General features: G+C 39.2%; 15 protein-coding genes. 10 read left to right on the forward strand and 5 right to left on the reverse strand.

Annotated features, from left to right (window positions below; genetic code table 11):
* The first annotated feature begins 10 nt into the window (after positions 1–10).
* The gene (locus ACB088_RS10730) at positions 11–1762 is read left to right on the forward strand and encodes a tannase/feruloyl esterase family alpha/beta hydrolase (RefSeq protein ID WP_375036933.1); all 1752 of its coding nucleotides are present in this window, start codon (positions 11–13) and stop codon (positions 1760–1762) included.
* Between the two features lie 146 nt (positions 1763–1908).
* The gene (locus ACB088_RS10735) at positions 1909–2805 is read left to right on the forward strand and encodes a DMT family transporter (protein ID WP_375036934.1); all 897 of its coding nucleotides are present in this window, start codon (positions 1909–1911) and stop codon (positions 2803–2805) included.
* 15 nt (positions 2806–2820) lie between these two features.
* Here the strand turns inward: ACB088_RS10735 and ACB088_RS10740 are convergent, their stop codons facing one another.
* Complete coding sequence (locus tag ACB088_RS10740) at positions 2821–3891, reverse strand: AraC family transcriptional regulator (protein ID WP_375036935.1); 1071 nt, start codon at positions 3889–3891, stop codon at positions 2821–2823.
* Positions 3892–4021: 130 nt separating this feature from the next.
* On the opposite strand from ACB088_RS10740, the gene ACB088_RS10745 reads away from it, so the two are divergent.
* Positions 4022–5482: a coniferyl aldehyde dehydrogenase gene (locus tag ACB088_RS10745; RefSeq protein ID WP_375036936.1), complete on the forward strand. Its 1461-nt coding sequence runs from the start codon at positions 4022–4024 to the stop codon at positions 5480–5482.
* Positions 5483–5532: 50 nt separating this feature from the next.
* Here the strand turns inward: ACB088_RS10745 and ACB088_RS10750 are convergent, their stop codons facing one another.
* The 4 genes from ACB088_RS10750 to ACB088_RS10765 all read right to left on the reverse strand — a co-directional run bounded on the left by ACB088_RS10750 (position 5533) and on the right by ACB088_RS10765 (position 10328).
* On the reverse strand, positions 5533–5898 hold the full coding sequence (locus ACB088_RS10750) for a hypothetical protein (RefSeq protein ID WP_375036937.1): 366 nt from the start codon (positions 5896–5898) through the stop codon (positions 5533–5535).
* Positions 5899–6137: 239 nt separating this feature from the next.
* Complete coding sequence (locus tag ACB088_RS10755) at positions 6138–7601, reverse strand: amino acid permease (RefSeq protein WP_309953615.1); 1464 nt, start codon at positions 7599–7601, stop codon at positions 6138–6140.
* A 400-nt stretch (positions 7602–8001) separates the two neighbouring features.
* Entirely contained in the window at positions 8002–9096 is a 1095-nt protein-coding gene (gene astA, locus ACB088_RS10760; RefSeq protein WP_375036938.1) for an arginine N-succinyltransferase, read from the reverse strand.
* Complete coding sequence (locus ACB088_RS10765; protein ID WP_375036939.1) at positions 9093–10328, reverse strand: aspartate aminotransferase family protein; 1236 nt, start codon at positions 10326–10328, stop codon at positions 9093–9095. Before ACB088_RS10765 ends, astA begins: the two co-directional genes overlap by 4 nt.
* Before the next feature lie 136 nt (positions 10329–10464).
* Here ACB088_RS10765 and ACB088_RS10770 point away from each other — a divergent pair, with 136 nt between their 5' ends.
* From ACB088_RS10770 to ACB088_RS10800, 7 genes are all read left to right on the forward strand, one after another.
* Positions 10465–10887 (forward strand): Lrp/AsnC family transcriptional regulator, encoded by a 423-nt coding sequence (locus ACB088_RS10770; protein WP_002120489.1) that lies wholly within the window; start codon positions 10465–10467, stop codon positions 10885–10887.
* A gap of 329 nt (positions 10888–11216) precedes the next feature.
* Positions 11217–12647, forward strand: coding sequence for a gamma-aminobutyraldehyde dehydrogenase (locus tag ACB088_RS10775; protein WP_017391631.1), 1431 nt, complete (start codon positions 11217–11219; stop codon positions 12645–12647).
* 29 nt (positions 12648–12676) lie between these two features.
* Entirely contained in the window at positions 12677–13447 is a 771-nt protein-coding gene (locus ACB088_RS10780) for a nuclear transport factor 2 family protein (protein ID WP_003652774.1), read from the forward strand.
* A 55-nt stretch (positions 13448–13502) separates the two neighbouring features.
* A complete protein-coding gene (locus tag ACB088_RS10785; RefSeq protein ID WP_151745179.1) occupies positions 13503–14222 on the forward strand; it encodes a FadR/GntR family transcriptional regulator in 720 nt (239 codons plus the stop codon).
* A gap of 65 nt (positions 14223–14287) precedes the next feature.
* The gene (locus ACB088_RS10790; RefSeq protein ID WP_375036940.1) at positions 14288–14995 is read left to right on the forward strand and encodes a cache domain-containing protein; all 708 of its coding nucleotides are present in this window, start codon (positions 14288–14290) and stop codon (positions 14993–14995) included.
* 197 nt (positions 14996–15192) lie between these two features.
* On the forward strand, positions 15193–16524 hold the full coding sequence (locus ACB088_RS10795) for an APC family permease (protein ID WP_375036941.1): 1332 nt from the start codon (positions 15193–15195) through the stop codon (positions 16522–16524).
* Between the two features lie 18 nt (positions 16525–16542).
* The gene (locus ACB088_RS10800; RefSeq protein WP_375036942.1) at positions 16543–17988 is read left to right on the forward strand and encodes an NAD(P)/FAD-dependent oxidoreductase; all 1446 of its coding nucleotides are present in this window, start codon (positions 16543–16545) and stop codon (positions 17986–17988) included.
* Positions 17989–18092 lie beyond the last annotated feature (104 nt).

Raw genomic sequence — 18092 nt, forward strand, 5'->3', positions numbered from 1 at the left:
ATATGAATAAATGAATTACACCAACAATAAACGAATTTTGACCCACTCCGCTTTAGTACTTGCCATGCTCGGTTCTTTAGCAGGCTGTGGAAGTGACAGTGATGACACAACTACGCCCTCAACAACGAAACCACCTCAGTTGTCTCCTGCTGTGGGCGTAAAAATGACAGGAAGCTGTTCAGACTTACTTGGGTTTCAATACAACAATACGGTCATTAGCTCCGCTACCCTTCAAGAGGCAGGCACTTTGACTGTAGCCAACAAACCGATTGGCGCTCATTGTTTAATCAAAGGCTATATGGACCAACGTGTAAGCCCTGTCGATGGAAAAACCTATCAAATTGGTTTTGAAATGCGCTTACCCATTGACTGGAATGGCCGTTTTCTCTATCAAGGCAATGGCGGAACCGATGGTAATTTAATTCCTGCAACGGGTCAGGTCGGCAGCGGTGGTCCACTTACCAATGCCCTACATGATGGTTTCGCTGTTATTTCTTCCGATGCAGGACATAACGCCTCACAAAATCCAATGTTTGGTTTAGACCCTCAAGCCAGAATTAACTACGGCTATGGTGCGATTACCAAACTCACGCCTATGGCAAAAAATCTAATTAAAACAGCGTATGGTAAATTGCCAGACCGCTCCTATGCAGGCGGCACTTCAAATGGCGGACGCCACGCGATGATTGCGGCAACCCGTTTGGGCGAGCAATATGATGGAATTTTGGCAAGCACACCGGGTTTTCATTTGCCTCGCGCAGCCGCAGCTCAACTCTATACAGCACAACAGCTTCGTCGAGTTGCAACAGACGAAAATGACTTAAGTACCGCCCTCACTCTTTCAGAGCGTAAAGTATTAGCAAAAGCGATTTTAGATCGATGCGATGCGTTAGACGGCGTTGCAGATGGACTGGTTCAAGATGTTGAGGCTTGCCGTACTGCATTTGATATTCATCAGCACGTACCCGTTTGCTCAAGCACAAGAGATGGTACTTGTTTAAGTACCGAACAAATTGATGTATTAGCCAACATTTACCGCGGTCCTATAAACTCTGCTGGACAAGCTCTCTATGCAACCCAGCCTTTCGACCCCGGTTTAGTCGGCAGTAACTGGGCAAGCTGGAAATTCGAATCTTCGGTGGGAACAGCACGTGACCCTGTTGCAGTCGGTATTCTTTTTCAGGTTCCGCCAGATCCAACTGTGACTCAAAACTCTAGACAGTTTGCCTTTAACTATAATTTTGATACTGATTATTCAAAATTATCGGCGACCAATGATGTGTACACAGAAAGTTCGATGTCATTCATGATGCCACCCGATGAATTGAATCTGGATAAACTCCGTAATCACGGTGGAAAAATGATTGTGGTACAAGGTACAGCAGACGGCGTTTTCTCTGTAGATGACACCCAGAATTGGTATGATCAACTGCTACAACACTATAAAAATGATGCAAAAGGTACAGCTCCTGAATTTGCACGTTTCTTTAGAGTTCCGGGCATGAACCATACCCGTGATGGTATTGCGACCGACCAATTTGACGCACTGACTGCTTTAGTCAACTGGGTCGAATATGGACAAACACCTGACAAAATCATTGCAACCGCACGCGGCACTGGTAACCCAAGTGGTCAAGTGAATACTGAACTTCCGCAAGACTGGGCACCAGACCGTACTCGTCCACTTTGCCCTTACCCACTGATTGCTCGTTACAATGGTCAGGGTGATAGTGAAAAAGCTGAAAACTTTAGCTGTAAATAACTGGTATTCAAAATTAAAAAGAGAGCTTACATAGGCTCTCTTTTTAATTTTGCTAAGTATCACTATTGAATCATTATCAAATGATATTTCATCCAATGCCTGCATCGCTGCTAAGATAATACCGAAAACCAAAAACTCATTTCGATATGCAAAATCAGACTGCTCCAAATCTCCCCTCAACTCAACTTGGAAAAGCTCTGCTTTGTCTCATGACATCGGCATTATTATTTTCCATTATGGGAGTATGCATTCGTTTTGCTTCACAAACAGTGGACAATGCCACCGTCGTGTTTTTTAGAAATGCAGTGGGTTTATTTATTTTTATTCCTATGCTCTTTAAGCAAGGGCTGGACTTTGTTAAGACCGATAAACTCTGGATGCACACTTGGCGAAGTGTCGTGGGGCTCGCTGCAATGTATGGTTTTTTCTATGCCATTGCGAACTTAAAACTATCGAATGCGATGGTTTTTAGCTACTCATCTCCTATTTTTATTCCACTCATTGCATGGCTTTTCTTAAAAGAAAAAATCACAAAATCGATGATTTTTGCCGCCGTTATTGGGTTAATTGGGGTTTTATTTGTTGCTAAACCCGACCAAGGCCTACTCAATGCATTGTCCTTTATTGGTTTAGGCGCATGCTTTTTATCAGCCATGGCTTTTGTAACTGTCAGAGCTTTAACCAGTACAGAACCGCCTGAGCGTATTGTTTTTTATTTCTGTATTTTTGGTAGCTTAATTTCATCAATTCCAATGTTCTGGCATTGGCGTATTTTCACTTGGCATGAACTTGCATTGCTGATTGCCGCAGGTCTTTTAGCAAACATTAGTCAGCTTTTTATGTCTTATGCGTACAGCTTAGCACCAGCAGGACAAATTGGCCCAATGAATTACATTGCTATTATTTTTGCAGGAATTTGGGGATTTATTTTTTGGCATGAATTACCTGATCTTTTCAGTATGATCGGCATATTTATTATTTTATTTGCTATTTTGCTCTGTAATCCATTTTTGCAGAAAAAATTGTTATCTCAATTTAAATAGCAGAGTTACCTCATTCTACTTCAGATACTGTATCCGATATTCATTCGGTGAAATGCCTGTCCAGTGTCGATAGGCTTTTCTAAAATTAGAAGTATCTGAAAAGCCAATTCTCTCAGCAATTTCATCTATAGATAAAGTCGTCTCTCGCAAATATTCATCCGCAAGACGACGCCGAGTTTCATCTAATAATTCTTGATAAGTTAAATTAAAACCCGCTAACCGCCGATGTAAAGTACGTTTTGACATATGCAACCGCTCAGCCATTTCTTGAGCCGATGGAAAAAGCCCTGTTCCATCTAACAAGATCAAACGAATTGTTTTCACCAACTCAGGCTCTTCAGCTACCGCAGCACCTAACATCCGCTCACAAAACGACTTACACATATCCGCGGTAATCGGGTTGGCATTTGGGCAAGGTACATCAAGCCACTTTAAATCAAAGTGCCATTGCATTACGCCAGCATCAAACTGAACAGGACAATGAAAAACTTTTTCATACTCTTCTGCATAGTCAGGCGCTGGATAAGGTAATAAAAGCTTCTTCGCTTGAAATGGCCCTTCAAGCACACGTTCAATTAAGGTTTGCATGGAGCTAAACCAAAACTCGCACACCAAAGGCAGAAGCTTACCAAGTGCAATAATGTCCTGCCCTTCAAAAACAGCAGCATCATCTCGAATATAAAAAGACTTCTTTAAAATAGGCCCTGCAAGCTTAATGTGTCGAATGCCAAGTTCTACCGCTTGCCTAAAATTACGCGAAGAATAGAGTGCGTAACCATACACTCCAAAATCTGACAGCCGCTGCTTTTGTCCTGCACGTAATCCAATTAACGGATCATGAGATAAACGTTGAATATTTTGAAATAACTGGATTTTTTGAAGTTGAGAAATATATAAAAAGGGTTGATTCATCGCATCTGGTGAAATATTTGTACCAGATAGAACATCTGACATTGAATGGCCTTGCAAGCCCATTTCATCAAATAAACTGGTCAACCCCAGCAAATATGTATTCGAACCGAAAGATGTATTATCATAATTTCCTTCGATAACAACATTTGCATTTTTATAAAGATTATTAGGCATTTAATTAACATTATCCATAGAGTGACGTGCATAATGGCACTAAACTACCTCTTGTTGTCTCAATTTAACATCGACCATACAACGCTTCAAGCATAAAGTATGATAAGCAAAAGTATGGGAAGGAATAAAAATGGAACACTCCACTTTAAAAGAATATAGCGGCTCTGCCACTGAACATATGGAACTTATTTTTTCCAAACAACGTGCCAATTTTGAGGCAGATCCATACCCAAGTCTTGAGACACGCCGAACAAAACTGCATCAACTAAAAAAACAAATTATTCGTTACCAAGATGCTTTAGCTACTGCGATTAATACTGACTTTAGTTCAAGATCACTAGATGAATCTAAACTATTAGATTTACTTGGCTCTGTGTTAGAGGCTGATCATGCAATTCACCACTTACGCCGCTGGATGCGCCCAAGTAAACGCCGTACTGAACTTTTATTTTTATCAAACCGATTAAGTGTGCAATACCAACCTAAGGGCGTGGTTGGTGTGATTGTGCCTTGGAACTTTCCAGTTTATTTAGCACTTGGTCCGCTCATTGCCGCATTAGCTGCGGGCAACCGAGTCATGATTAAATTATCTGAAATTACACCAAACACTAATACAATGCTAAGACGAATGCTCACCGAAGTCTTTAATGAAGATGAAGTCGCAGTCTTTGGTGAAGAAATCACAGATCCAGCTAGATTTACATCTTTACCCTTTAACCACATTGTATTTACTGGCTCTCCTGCGATTGGCAAAGTCGTCATGCGAGCAGCAGCTGAAAATCTAACACCTGTTACACTTGAGTTAGGTGGTAAATCACCTGCAATTGTAGGCCGCAACTACCCACTTGCCGATGCAGCAAAACGTATTACACATGGTAAAGCGACAAACAGTGGTCAAATCTGTGTAGCGCCTGACTACGCGTTGGTTCCCAAAGAAAGTATTGATGAATTTGTGGATGCTGCAAAATCAAGCTTTATAAAAATGTTTGGTCAGAACATCACAAACAATGAAAATTACACATCCATTGTGAATGACCGTCATTTAAAACGTATTCAAGATATTTTGACCGATGCACAAGAAAAAGGTGCGCGGATTATTCCTTGCGACACTTATAGCTTTGACCAACAAGGCCGCAGAATGCCTGTACAGATTGTACTTAACTGCACTCCCGACATGCGCATTATGAAAGAAGAACTTTTTGGCCCTATTTTACCTGTCGTTGCATATGATTCTTTAGATGATGCAATTACCTATGTGAAATCAGACGAACGACCTTTAGCGCTTTATTGCTTTACACATAGTTCGGTAGAACGTGATCGTATTTTACGTGAAACTCATTCAGGTGGTGTGACCATCAATGATTGGGGCTGGCATGTGGTTAACCATGATGCTCCTTTCGGCGGTATCGGCAACTCAGGTATGGGGTCATATCATGGTGAAGAAGGTTTCCGTGAACTTTCTCATGCAAAAACGGTATTTACACGCCATCGGTTTTTCCCGACTCAACTTTTCCATCCTCCTTATGGAACATTCCTACAAAAATTAGCGATTCGCTTTTTCTTGAAAAAAGGCGATCCAAATATTAAATAAGGATTATAAAAAAGCCTCGTAATGAGGCTTTTTTATTGGATTTTAATTAATCAATCGGACGTAATAGAAAAATTATGGAATTTACAGATCTTTATATAAGTATCTTCAAATAATTTTTCCATTTTAGGGTTCCCATCATGATAGTCATCCCAAAATTCTCCACTAAATTCTTTAGGTTCAATAATAGTAGTTATAGTATCTTCCTGCTTATAAAATGAAATTTCCCAACCTTCAGGTATACTAGGATTAATTATTTCAAATTTAGAAATTTCTACAATAACAGGAGTACCATCAGAATCGCGGCGAACAGATACTTTTGTTTCATTTCGATATTCATTAAATTGCACCCCAAAACAGATGTATCTTTTTCCAATAGTAAAATCATTTAAATCACTATCTTTACACTTAAGTATCATGGGATTACCATTCCTTTTAATTTGTAATCTTTAGTTTTAAAATTAATTTAATTCATTTTGATATCTATAACCATATTTAAAATCCTATAAGTATTTCGGATCTTATAAAAATTTTCTGACTAAGTTTATTATTAGACCTTGCAACCATAATCAAATTGTCTTAAAAAAAGTATAAGTTATTATTTTCAAAATAAAAAAGCTAGGCTCGTGCCTAGCTTTAAAAAAATTCATTATGTAGTTTAAATATAATCAACCTTTTGAGCTTTTAAGATATCAAGCTGCATCATTTTCTTCTTTTTATACTTATAGGCAATAAATAAACCGATAAACCAGATTGGTGAACACTCAAGTGCAATTAAAGTGTCATGATCTAAAGCTAAAATGACGATGGTAAAAACTAAAAATAGCATCGTAAACCATGCCATAAATAATCCACCCGGCATTTTATATTGGGATTGAATATGTAATTCAGGGAATTTTTTACGATAGGAGATATAAGAAAGCACAATCAACATGAATGTAAAAATACATAAAATTGAAGTGAGCGCTGAAATAATTGTAAACGCAGTCATGACATTTGGAACAATAAATAAAATAGATGTTCCCACCGTCACACAAGCCATCGAAAATACGAGTCCTCTAATTGGAACCTTACTTTTAGATAACTTACTAAAGCTTTTAGGTGCATCATTATCTAATGCTAAACCGTATAACATACGACTGGTCGCAAAAATTCCACTATTGGCCGAAGATAGCGCCGAAGTTGCTACAACAAAATTGATTAAACCTGCTGCAATTGGTAACCCGACCAATGTAAACATTTCTACAAATGGACTTTTTTCTGGTGAAACTTTTGCCCAGGATGTGACCGCAATAATACAAACCAATGCCCCCACATAGAACAATAAAATACGTAAAGGAATCGAGTTAATTGCTTTTGGAAGTGACTTATGCGGGTCTTTAGTTTCAGCAGCAGTTGTACCAACGAGCTCAATACCCACAAACGCAAATATGGCAATTTGGAAACCTGCCAAGAAACCTGTTACACCATAAGGAAACATAGATTGTGTTTCAAACAAATGACTAACCGATGCCTTAACACCATTCGGAGAAGTAAATCCGGTACTAATTAAGTAAATACCAGCAAGAATGAACAGAATAATTGCTGTAATTTTGATGAGGGAAAACCAAAATTCGAGTTCACCAAATAGCCGAACGGCCACAAAATTGAGTATGGTTAAAATTGCTAATGAAGTAAATGCAGGAATCCAGACGGGTAAATCAGGATACCAAAACTGCATGTACCCTCCGATCACAATCACATCGGCAATAGCAGTAATAATCCAGTTACACCAGTAGGACCAACCAAGGAAGAATCCCGCCCACGGGCCTAAATAAGCCGTTGCAAAATCGGCGAATGTTTTAAAATTAGTATTCGCCAGCAGCAGCTCACCCATTGCTCGCATTACGAAGAAAAAGAAGAAACCAATAATTAAATAGGTTAAAACAATTGAAGTTCCTGAAATGCTTAATGTTTTACCGGAACCCATAAATAATCCAGTCCCGATTGCACCGCCAATCGCAATCATCTGAATATGACGATTGGTTAATGAGCGTTGCAATTTCTCTTCTTCTTGCTCAGTCATATGTTGACTACCAAGAAGATCTCCTTCCAGGAATTGCTTTCCGTTATTCTTACTCATGTAATATTTACTCCAATTTATAGCAATCGTTGTAAATGTTTTAATAATAAATAAATTATATGATTATCAATTTAGTCCATTAAATCATGTTAAAAATATTATTAAATCATTTAAAACCTTATAAATTCCTTTTTAAAAGCTATTACCTATAACAATAAAAATTAATCATAAATCCTTTCCTTCATTATTATATTAGCCTGACCTCTATCAATATAATTTCGGTAGACAATTAAAATATATGAATTAATTAAATATTTTAATTTTCTGTCTTTTATAGAATAGCGGCAGGCTAATGAATTCCAGCTCAGCGAGCAAGATTGTGTTTATCCATATACCAATCTTGCGTTAGCGATAATATAGTATTCCTTCTTAAATTTGGTGAAATGTATAGTATTTCTGCTTAATTAACAGCCATTCGCAAATGATCAGTCTCTTTGAGTTTGTTTACCGCTTCTGGACTCGAAACGTGTTTAGCTTGAACACTTAGCACACGAACTAAACAACCACTTTCGGCATTCAATTGTTCTGCCTGTTTTTTAGTTAATTGCAGCTCTTCTTTATAAGGTTTGCTATACACAAGAATGGCGCGATAATTTTCATAGTCATCATTGGCTACAATGTAAGGTTCGTCCCCTACCGCAATATTTTCAGGTTGTTCAATTTGGATCACTACCGATTGACTTTCTTTAATCGCTCGTAAATTTTCGATATCGGCCTGTAATGTCGCCCCACCATCAAAAATATCGACATATCCTTTATAACGCAGCCCTTCTTCTAGCAAGAGATTGTAGGCTGGTCGAGTATTTGGATGAACAATACCAATCGCTGCTTTAGCATCATCTGGCAACATATCGACATAGAGTGGATGTCTTGGCATCAGCTCTGCAATAAAGGCCTTTTGCCCTACTCCACTTAAATAATCGGCTTTGGTAAATTCAATATCGAAAAACTTATGGCCTACCGCATTCCAAAATGGTGACTGCCCATTTGCATCGGAATAACCACGCATTTCTGCCACAATGGTTTCTTCAAAATATTGCCGAAATGCCGACAGAAACAAGAAGCGAACTTTAGATAAAAATTTGCCATTTTTATTTAAGCGATAGTCCGGATCTAAGAACAAAGTGCAAAGTTCACTACAATTTGTATGGTCATTACTCAAATATAATGTTGGCAAAGCTTTATAAACACTTAACGGCTCCGATGCATGAACTTGAGTGCCCACATGAAAGTTGTACCAAGGCTCTTTTAAACCGAGTGCGACTTCAATGCCACAGACACCTACTACTTTGTTGAGTTCAGTATCTTCGAGAACAAATAAATAAACCTGATCTGCCTTTGGCAACTCACCTGCCACAGTCCTACAAGCCCGCTCAATACGAGCAGCAAGTTTTTCCATATTGGGCTGTAAGGATGTCAAACCAAAACCTGCTTTTTGCGCCAACAGGTAAAGGTCGTTAACATCTTTAGGTTCGATGTAACGAATAATCATCATGCTGCTTGTTCATCCTTTTGAATTGCTACGAAGCGAGCAAGTGCACGGTCAAATCTTTTTAAGCCTTCATCAATATCAGCCAAAGGAATAATCAGAGATGGTGTGAAACGTACAACATTTGGACCAGCAATCAAACTCAGTAAACCTTCTTCACCCGCAAGGTTATTAATATCTTTTGCTTTGCCTGCAAACTCTGATTTTAAGACACAACCAATGAGCAAACCTTGACCACGAATTGTTTCAAAGATTTCATATTTTTCATTTAATTTATTTAAAGCTTTTTTATAGTAATCATGGCGTGCTTTAACCCCGTTAAGCACTTCAGGTGTGTTAATAAATTCGAATACTGCGCCCGCAACCGCACTTGCTAACGGGTTACCGCCATAAGTCGTACCGTGTGTACCCACTGAAAAATGCGGTGCAAACTTATCAGTTGTTAGCATTGCACCGACTGGGAAACCACCACCTAGTGCTTTTGCAGTTGTAAGAACATCTGGAATAACACCAGTGTTCATGTAGGCATAAAGTGAACCTGTACGGCCTACACCAGTTTGTACTTCATCAAAAATAAGTAAGGCACCAAACTCATCACACAGTGCGCGTAAGCCTTTTAAAAATTCGATGTCAGCCGGAATAACGCCGCCTTCACCTTGAATCGGCTCAACAATAACCGCACATGTTTGCTCATTAATTACCGCTTTTGCTGCGTCTAAATCATTAAAGGCAACATGGTTGATACCATTTGGAAGCGGAGCAAAGTCTTGTGAATATTTAGGCTGACCGCCTGCTGAAACGGTAAATAAAGTACGACCATGGAAAGCATTTTTAAATGCCACAATGCCGCTTTTACCAGCAACACCACTGTCTAAACCCACTTTACGTGCAAGTTTTAGTGCCGCTTCGTTAGCTTCAGCACCTGAGTTACAGAAAAAAACTTTGTCTGCAAATGTATTTTCAGTGAGTTGTTTTGCAAGGCGTAGAACAGGTTCATTTGTATAACCATTGCCCACATGCCAAAGTTTTGTTGCTTGTTCTGTTAAAGCATTTACTGCCACTGGATGCGCATGACCTAATGCATTTACTGCAATCCCGCCTGCAAAATCAATATACTCTTTATTTTCTTGATCCCAGATACGTGAACCTTCGCCACGTACAGGAATGAAATTTGCCGGTGCAAAAACTGGAACCATCCACTCGTTAAAGTCACTACGAGAAACTGCAAAATTATTCATCCTATCTAGTCCATTAAATTAAAATTATTAGGGTTAGTTGATGACCCTATTATTCAAAATCAAATTGATTCACAAAATTTGTAATTCAGTAAAAAATGAATTATTTTTTACCAATCTGATAATTGACAATTACAATATGGATAACATTGATCAAATTATTTTAGGTTTGCTTAAAGATAACGCACGGATGTCTGTTACTGAGTTAGCCGAAAAAGTTCACGTTTCAAGAGCAACAGTAAAAAAGAGAATCGAGTATTTGGAGTCGTCGGGCATCATTACCGGATACACAGTACGATTTAAACCCAATGCAGAACGAAATGTTATCCGTGCATGGATGAGCATCATGGTCGAAGGTACTAAAGCGCAGTCTGTGATTAAAGAACTACGCCTAGAAAGTGCTGTGGAATGTTTGCATAAAACCAATGGCAAATGGGACATCTTGGTCGAGCTACGGTCTGACACTTTAGAAAACTTCGACAAAGTTTTAGAAAGAATCAGGAACATTTCAGGGATTTATAACAGTGAAACTAGTATCTTGCTTGCGAGTCATAAGACCTAATAACTCTCTTTAATTTCAAATAATAAGAATGAAAAATTGATGAGCTAAGCATAAGGTTTGGCTCATCAATTTACTCTCGATTAGAAAAATTCTTCTATTGTCTTTCGTCAAATCAACAAAGCTATTACGACAATGAACCTGCTCTAAAAAACTTCAATAAATTTTTAACTTTTTTTAAATAAACAAATCAAAAACTTAAAATCTAATTTGATTTAAATTCCAACTTTTTTCACTCACTCCCCTCATCAAAGCATTTGACAGAAAATTTAAAACATAATACATATAGTCTTATATGTTATATGTTAAAACCTAAGGACAAGGTATAAAAAATGGCTAACACTCAACTAAAACACTTTATTAACGGCGAATATGTTGCTAGCAAAGGAAATGATTATTTTGACTTAGTGAGTCCGGTGACTGGCGAAGTTTATGGTCAATCGCCTAATGCAACCGAGGCAGAAGTTGATGCTGCTTACGCCGCTGCAAAAGAAGCATTTAAAATTTGGGGACGCAGTACACCTTCAACGCGTCAAAAAGCATTGCTTAATTTAGCAGATGCTATTGAAGCAAATGCGGAGCGTTTAATTGAGGCTCAAAGCCGTAATACAGGTCAGTTAAAGCACTTAATTGCATCTGAAGAAGTTGGTGCATCGGCAGATCAGGTTCGTTTCTTTGCAGGTGCTGCCCGCTTACTGAATGGCACAGCTTCAGGTGAATATTTAGAAGGTTTAACCTCTTCTATTCGCCGCGAACCAGTCGGTGTAGTTGGCCAAGTTACACCTTGGAACTATCCACTCATGATGGCTGTCTGGAAAATTGCGCCTGCTTTAGCAGCTGGTAATACTGTGGTGCTTAAACCAAGTGATACCACTCCTGAAAGCACACTTTTGCTTGCAGAAATTGCCGCACCATTTTTCCCTAAAGGCGCATTTAATGTAGTGTTAGGCCAAGCTCAGGTGGGTTCAAAAGTTGTATCACATAAAACCCCTGCTCTCGTTTCGATTACAGGTTCGGTTCGTGCTGGATTACAAGTTGCTGCTTCTGCTGCTGCAAATTTAGCTAAAGCCCATCTTGAACTTGGTGGTAAAGCACCTGTTGTTGTTTTTGAAGATGCAGACATTGATAAGGCAGTTGAAATGATTGCTTTAACGGGTTACTTCAATGCAGGACAAGACTGTACTGCTGCAACGCGCGTGATTGTTGCTGAAGCAGTTCACGATGAATTCTTAGGTAAATTAATTGAAGCTGCAAAAAATACACGCTTTGGTGAACCAGATGATCAAGACGCACTTTATGGTCCACTCAACAACGCTAATCAATTAAAGAATGTTAAAACCTTTATTGACAACTTACCTGCTCACGCCAAAGTTGAAACTGGTGGCAAGCAAGCCGATCGTCCAGGCTTCTATTTTGAACCAACTGTGATTAGTGGTTTAAAACAACACGACGAAGCAATTCAAAATGAAATTTTTGGACCAGTCATTACTGTTCAAAAATTTACAGATGAAAATGATGCCATTGAAAAAGCCAACGATATTGAATATGGCTTGGCTTCAAGTGTCTGGACTAAAGATCATGCACGCGCAACTCGCCTGTCTCGTGAACTTGATTTCGGAACCGTTTGGATTAACACCCATATTCCTCTAACTGCAGAAATGCCACACGGCGGCTTCAAAAAATCAGGTTATGGTAAAGATTTATCAGGCTACGGTTTTGAAGAATATACACGCGTTAAACATGTAATGAGTTCAAATGAATAATAAAAATCAGATTTGAAAGGAAATCAAAAATGAATAAACAAGAAATGAAAGACTTTGTGAGTAAGGCGCACCACGAGTTATTTAATTTACATGACACCACTGCTCTAGACCGTTATTTTTCTGAAGACTTTATTGAGCACTCTCCACTGGTTGCCAACGGTATTTCAGGATTGCGTCAACTGGTAGAAGACTGCCCCGACATGCAACATGAAGCTGTGCGCGTATTGGCAGATGGCGACTTGGTTGCGATTCATGGGCGCTTTCAGGGATTAGATGAAAACCCATTAGTTGGCTTTGATATCTACCGCGTTAAAGATGGAAAAATTGTAGAGCATTGGGATGGTCTGGTAGCAGAAGCAGCCCCAAATGTAAGTGGCAGAACGCAATTAGATGGTCCAACCGAAATCGTAACTCACCATGACCCAGAGGAAAATCGTGAGATTGTGACCTCTTTCTTTAAGAAGTCATTAATTGATGGCAATTACGAAGCATTTAAAGAATACACCCACGGCGATCAGTTCATTCAGCATAGCCCAGATATTGGTGATGGCGTTAAGGCAGTGATTGATTTTTTGAACAATATCCGTAATGAAGGGCAAGGTTTGGTATACTCCAAAACTCATCGCTCCATTGCTGATGGTCAATTTGTATTGACACATTCTGAAGGAAATATTGCCGGAAATCGACATGCCTATTTTGAATTGTGGCGTGTAGATAATGGCAAAATTGTTGAACTTTGGGATGCAATACCAGCTGTGCCTGAAGATGAACAGGCAGTCCATCAATATGGCGTGTTTTAATCATTTATCCGTTTCATTAAGCTAAGTCACTGACTTAGCTTTTAGAGAATTCGCCATGTCAGCATATACGATAATTTTTGCACCTATCGCTCAGGCAACTCGCTCGGAACAAGTTGTTGAACGCTTGGAAAATGCAATTATCTCTGGATTGCTCAAAAGCAATGAACAACTTCCTAACGAGGCGGATTTAGCTCGCTTAATGGGAGTGTCACCGATTACCGTTCGTGAAGCGTTAAATACTTTACGGGTAAAAGGTCTGATTGATACACGACGCGGACGAAACGGCGGAAGTTTTGTTTGTGAGTTACCTTCCGATTTACTCTTAAACAAACATCCTTTGCGTCAAGCTTCAAATGAATATCTTGCTGATCTAGGTGAATTTCATAGTGCAATATTAAGCCATGGTGCCTATTTGGCAGCACAAAGAACCACTGAATATGAACTGAGCAAAATCAAAGAGCTTATTGAGCAATTTGAACAAGCCGTTGAAGCAGACACTCGTGCCCAGCTTGATTTACGTTGCTTGCTTACTCTCACCTCTTTTGCTCAATCAGCTCGACTGGCAAATCAAGAGTTAACCATACAAGCCGAATGGGCTCCGCTCATTGCTGTGCTTTATCAAGATGACCATTTTCATCAATTGGTTGTCGCGCAATACCACCAACTTTTATCATCTTTTGTTCAAGGCAATGAAGATGATGCTGTTATTCAAGCACGAAAAATTATTTCGATGCTAACAGACCAAATGCTTCGATATAAGTTATCTATCGAATAAAAATAATAAAACAGAGCGCTTATCAAATATCGAGTGAGAAATACGGAATTTTAGGAGTTATAGGAATGACCCAACATTTAGATATAGAAGAGCTTCAAAATTTGTTAAAGACGGTGGTTGAGGAAACGACAGCCATTACAGAAAAATTAGCGGCTAAAGCGAGCAAAATTCTCTCAAAACATGAACCTGAAAAAACAAAAGACGTTAAGCTTTCAGGTTCAGAACGTTCAGCTTTGCAAAAGGAAATTAAAAGGGCGTTACAGGAAAGCCATTACAGTCAAGGTATCGGCTTTGCAAGTTATAGTCCTGCAACGCAAGAAGAACAAGATTATTGGACACTCGAATGGTGGTATAAAAAAGAAGATCAGTTACAACAAGCCAAACTTGAAAACTATCAAAATGCTCAGCGATTTTTAGATTTTCGCTCATTCGAATGGTTCCATAAACCAGCTCAAAATAAAAGTCCGTGCATTCATGGGCCTTATGTCGATTATATTTGCAATGGTGCATACACCATCACCCTTGCCCATCCGGTCATGATTCGTGATCAATTTATCGGTGTGATTGCCACCGACATTTTAGTTTCCGCACTCGAAAAACTTCTCATGCCGAAGCTTAAAAACATTAAACAAAAAGCAATCGTGATCAACGATTCTTCTCGCGTCATTACTTCAAATGACGTCACCATCAGGACAGGCACATTATTTAGAGAACAAAGCTCCGAGCAGGTTCTCTCACGACCGTGTCAATCTTTCCAATTGGTCGTTATCTAGAGCAAAGTCAAAAATACTAAATATTTGACCTTGCTTTAAGGCATCACCAAAGCGAAACAGCACCTGAAGCCTCTGGCTTTTGTTCAAACTTTCTTCAAACAGACTTGCTCATTCAGGTCTTGGGGAAGTTTTGGCTCAAAAATAGCATCGCTTTTCCGGATGAAAAGCAAAACAACGAAATTTGAGGTTGAAATGACATGGAAAATAAAACGTCTTCCTTAAAAAAACTGTCTCTTTGGCAAGTCACGATTATTGGTATTGCCTACATGACGCCAATGACAGTGTTTGATACTTTCGGCATTGTCTCTGGAATCACCAATGGTCACGTGCCACTTGCATATTTACTCGCACTTGGCGCCATGTTACTCACCGCTTGGAGCTATGCAAGATTTAGCAAGACTTCAGAAAAATCAGGCTCAGCCTATAGCTATACTGCTGAAAGCCTAGGCCCCAAAAGTGGATTTTTTGTCGGCTGGTGTTCTCTACTCGACTATCTGTTATTACCCCTCATTAATGTCTTACTTGCCGCCATCTATCTCACTGCCCTCATTCCAAGTCTACCTTATTGGTTTTGGGTGCTTGTTTCGACTGGCGTAATCACTTTAGTGAACTGTTTCCGTATTCGCTTACTTGCCAATTTAAGCCTGTTGTTTGTGTTTGCACCCGTCATACTCATGGTCATTTTTGTGTATTTAGTGATTCGGGGCATTGGCTCGACTCAAGGTTATGAGCATGTGCTTACCTTGGCTCCCCTCTGGCATGAGCACCAATCTTTACTACCGCTCGTTGCGGGTGCCTCAGTTTTGTGCTTTTCATTTTTAGGTTTTGATGCAGTCACAACGCTTTCAAATGAAACCAAACAACCCACCAAAAATATCCCCCGAGCAGTCATGTTAACCACACTTGCTGGTGGATTCATTTTCTTTACCGCCGCTTGGTTTATCCAGCTTTATTTTCCAAATAATCTTCGCTTCCAGCACCCTACTGAAGCGCTTCCTGAAATTGTGCTTTATGTCGGCGGGGCTTTTTTCCAGTCCATATTCTTATGCGGGCAAATTATGAACACTGTTGCCTCTGGCCTAGCCTCACATGCCAGTGCTTCACGTTTACTGTATATAATGGGCACTGACAATATTTTTCCTAAAAAGTATTTTGGAACAATTCATATCTCCTTAGGTACACCATTTTTCTCGGTTTTATTTGTTGGTCTTATTTCGATGTCCGCGGTTTTTCTAGATTTAGCGCAAGTCGTCAGCCTGATTAGCTTTGGTGCTCTGGTCGCTTTTACAGCCGTAAACTTCTCAGTTTTTATGAAATTTTATATTAAAGATAAACAGCGCTTAGGGTTTAAAAATAAGTTTCTAAACCTATTTTTACCGCTTATCTCTGTGATCAGCATTATTTGTCTCTGGCTTAACCTTGACTCCTCTTCACTGACTTTCGGATGTTTCTGGTTATCTTTAGGCATTCTTTTATTTATCTATAAAACGATTAAAAAACAAAGTATTGCTATTAGTAATGCTTATTAATTTTTAAGGAACTTCATCATGAATATTATTTCTAAACCCCAGTTTTTAAAAGACGTGGAATATAAACCAAGTAAATCTTTACAAGTGGGTAAAGAATGGAGCTGGTTAAATCCAAAACATGCAAAATTTGATGAAACAACAGTTGAAAACGCATCGGTAGATAATCCAGCGAACTACTATGAAAGCTCACTTTCTGATTGGCATACATTTGACAGTTTAAAGGCCGATTTAGAATGTGATGTGGTTGTTATTGGTGGTGGTTTACTAGGTTCATCGACAGCCTTACATTTAGCTGAACAAGGCGTAGATACCGTTTTATTAGAAAAAAATCGTATTGGTAGTGCAGCTTCTGGTCGAAATGGCGGACAACTTACCCCCGGTTTAGCTCGCTGGGAAGCTCAAGAAATGGCCGATCGCTTAAGCTATGAAGATGCCAAAAAGCTCTGGCATTTTACCTCTACGGAAGCCATGCAACTCATTGATGACATCTCAGAAAAATACCAACTCAACTTTGACCGAAAATATGGTCATATTACTGCTGCTGTTCATGAAGGACATTTAGTGGGTCTGACCCAAGGTGCCGATGCACGAAAATATTTAGGTGAAGACCATACCCGCATTGTGGGTAAACACGAACTCATGGACTATATTAAGTCTGATTATTATACAGGTGGTTTAATTGATGAGTTGGGTGGACAAATCCATCCTTTAGCTTTAAACCGCGGCTTAATTTATGGTTTTTGCCAAAATGGTGGCTCTGTATATGAACAAACAGAAGTCATCTCAATAGAAGAAAAAGCAGATGGTATTTATGTTCATACAGCCAATGCAGTCGTGAAAGCTAAAAAGTCTGTGGTTTTAGCAGTACACCATGCTTCGTTTAAACTTTTATCAGAGCAAAACAATACCACTATTCCATTTTATACCTATGTTGCAACCACCGCTCCGCTAGAGCTTGATACAAAAGAGCTTCTTCCCTTTGGACATCCGGTTTATGACACTCAGTTCCAGATCGATTACTACCGTCCCGTGTTTAACAACCGTTTACTATTTGGTGGTCAAGGTACTGGAACATGTTGGGGACCAGAGAAAACTTTAAATTATCTAGAGCACCGAATTCATACAGTATTCCCTCAAATTAAAAATCTAGAGATGGATTTTGTCTGGAGTGGAACGACTGATTTAACGGTAAATGGTGCAGTTGATAGCCGTAAGTTTGGCAATAAATTCCCGATTTATGCTGTTCATGGCTGGAGCGGTCATGGTGTGGCGCAGACAGTACGCATTGGTAAAGCCATCGCAAGTGATTTTGTTGGGCAATCTAATGACTTTGAAATGTTATCTAAAATTGACCATCAAAATATTATGTTTGGCCGCACACTTGCACCCGTTGTCATTCCACTCGCCAAAAGCATGTATGGAATCGGTGCAATGTTAAACCCCGGCAAAATGGTTTCTTTCTAATCTTAAAAGATCTCTTTTTCTAAAAAAGGATTCGTGCAGTTTTGTGCGAATCCTTTTTATTTACCTGAGTAAAATCCTTCTCAAACTAGGTTATCCCTAGCCAA

It is taken from the genome of Acinetobacter sp. RW6, from assembly GCF_041956835.1.
Taxonomy (GTDB): Bacteria; Pseudomonadota; Gammaproteobacteria; order Pseudomonadales; family Moraxellaceae; genus Acinetobacter; species Acinetobacter calcoaceticus.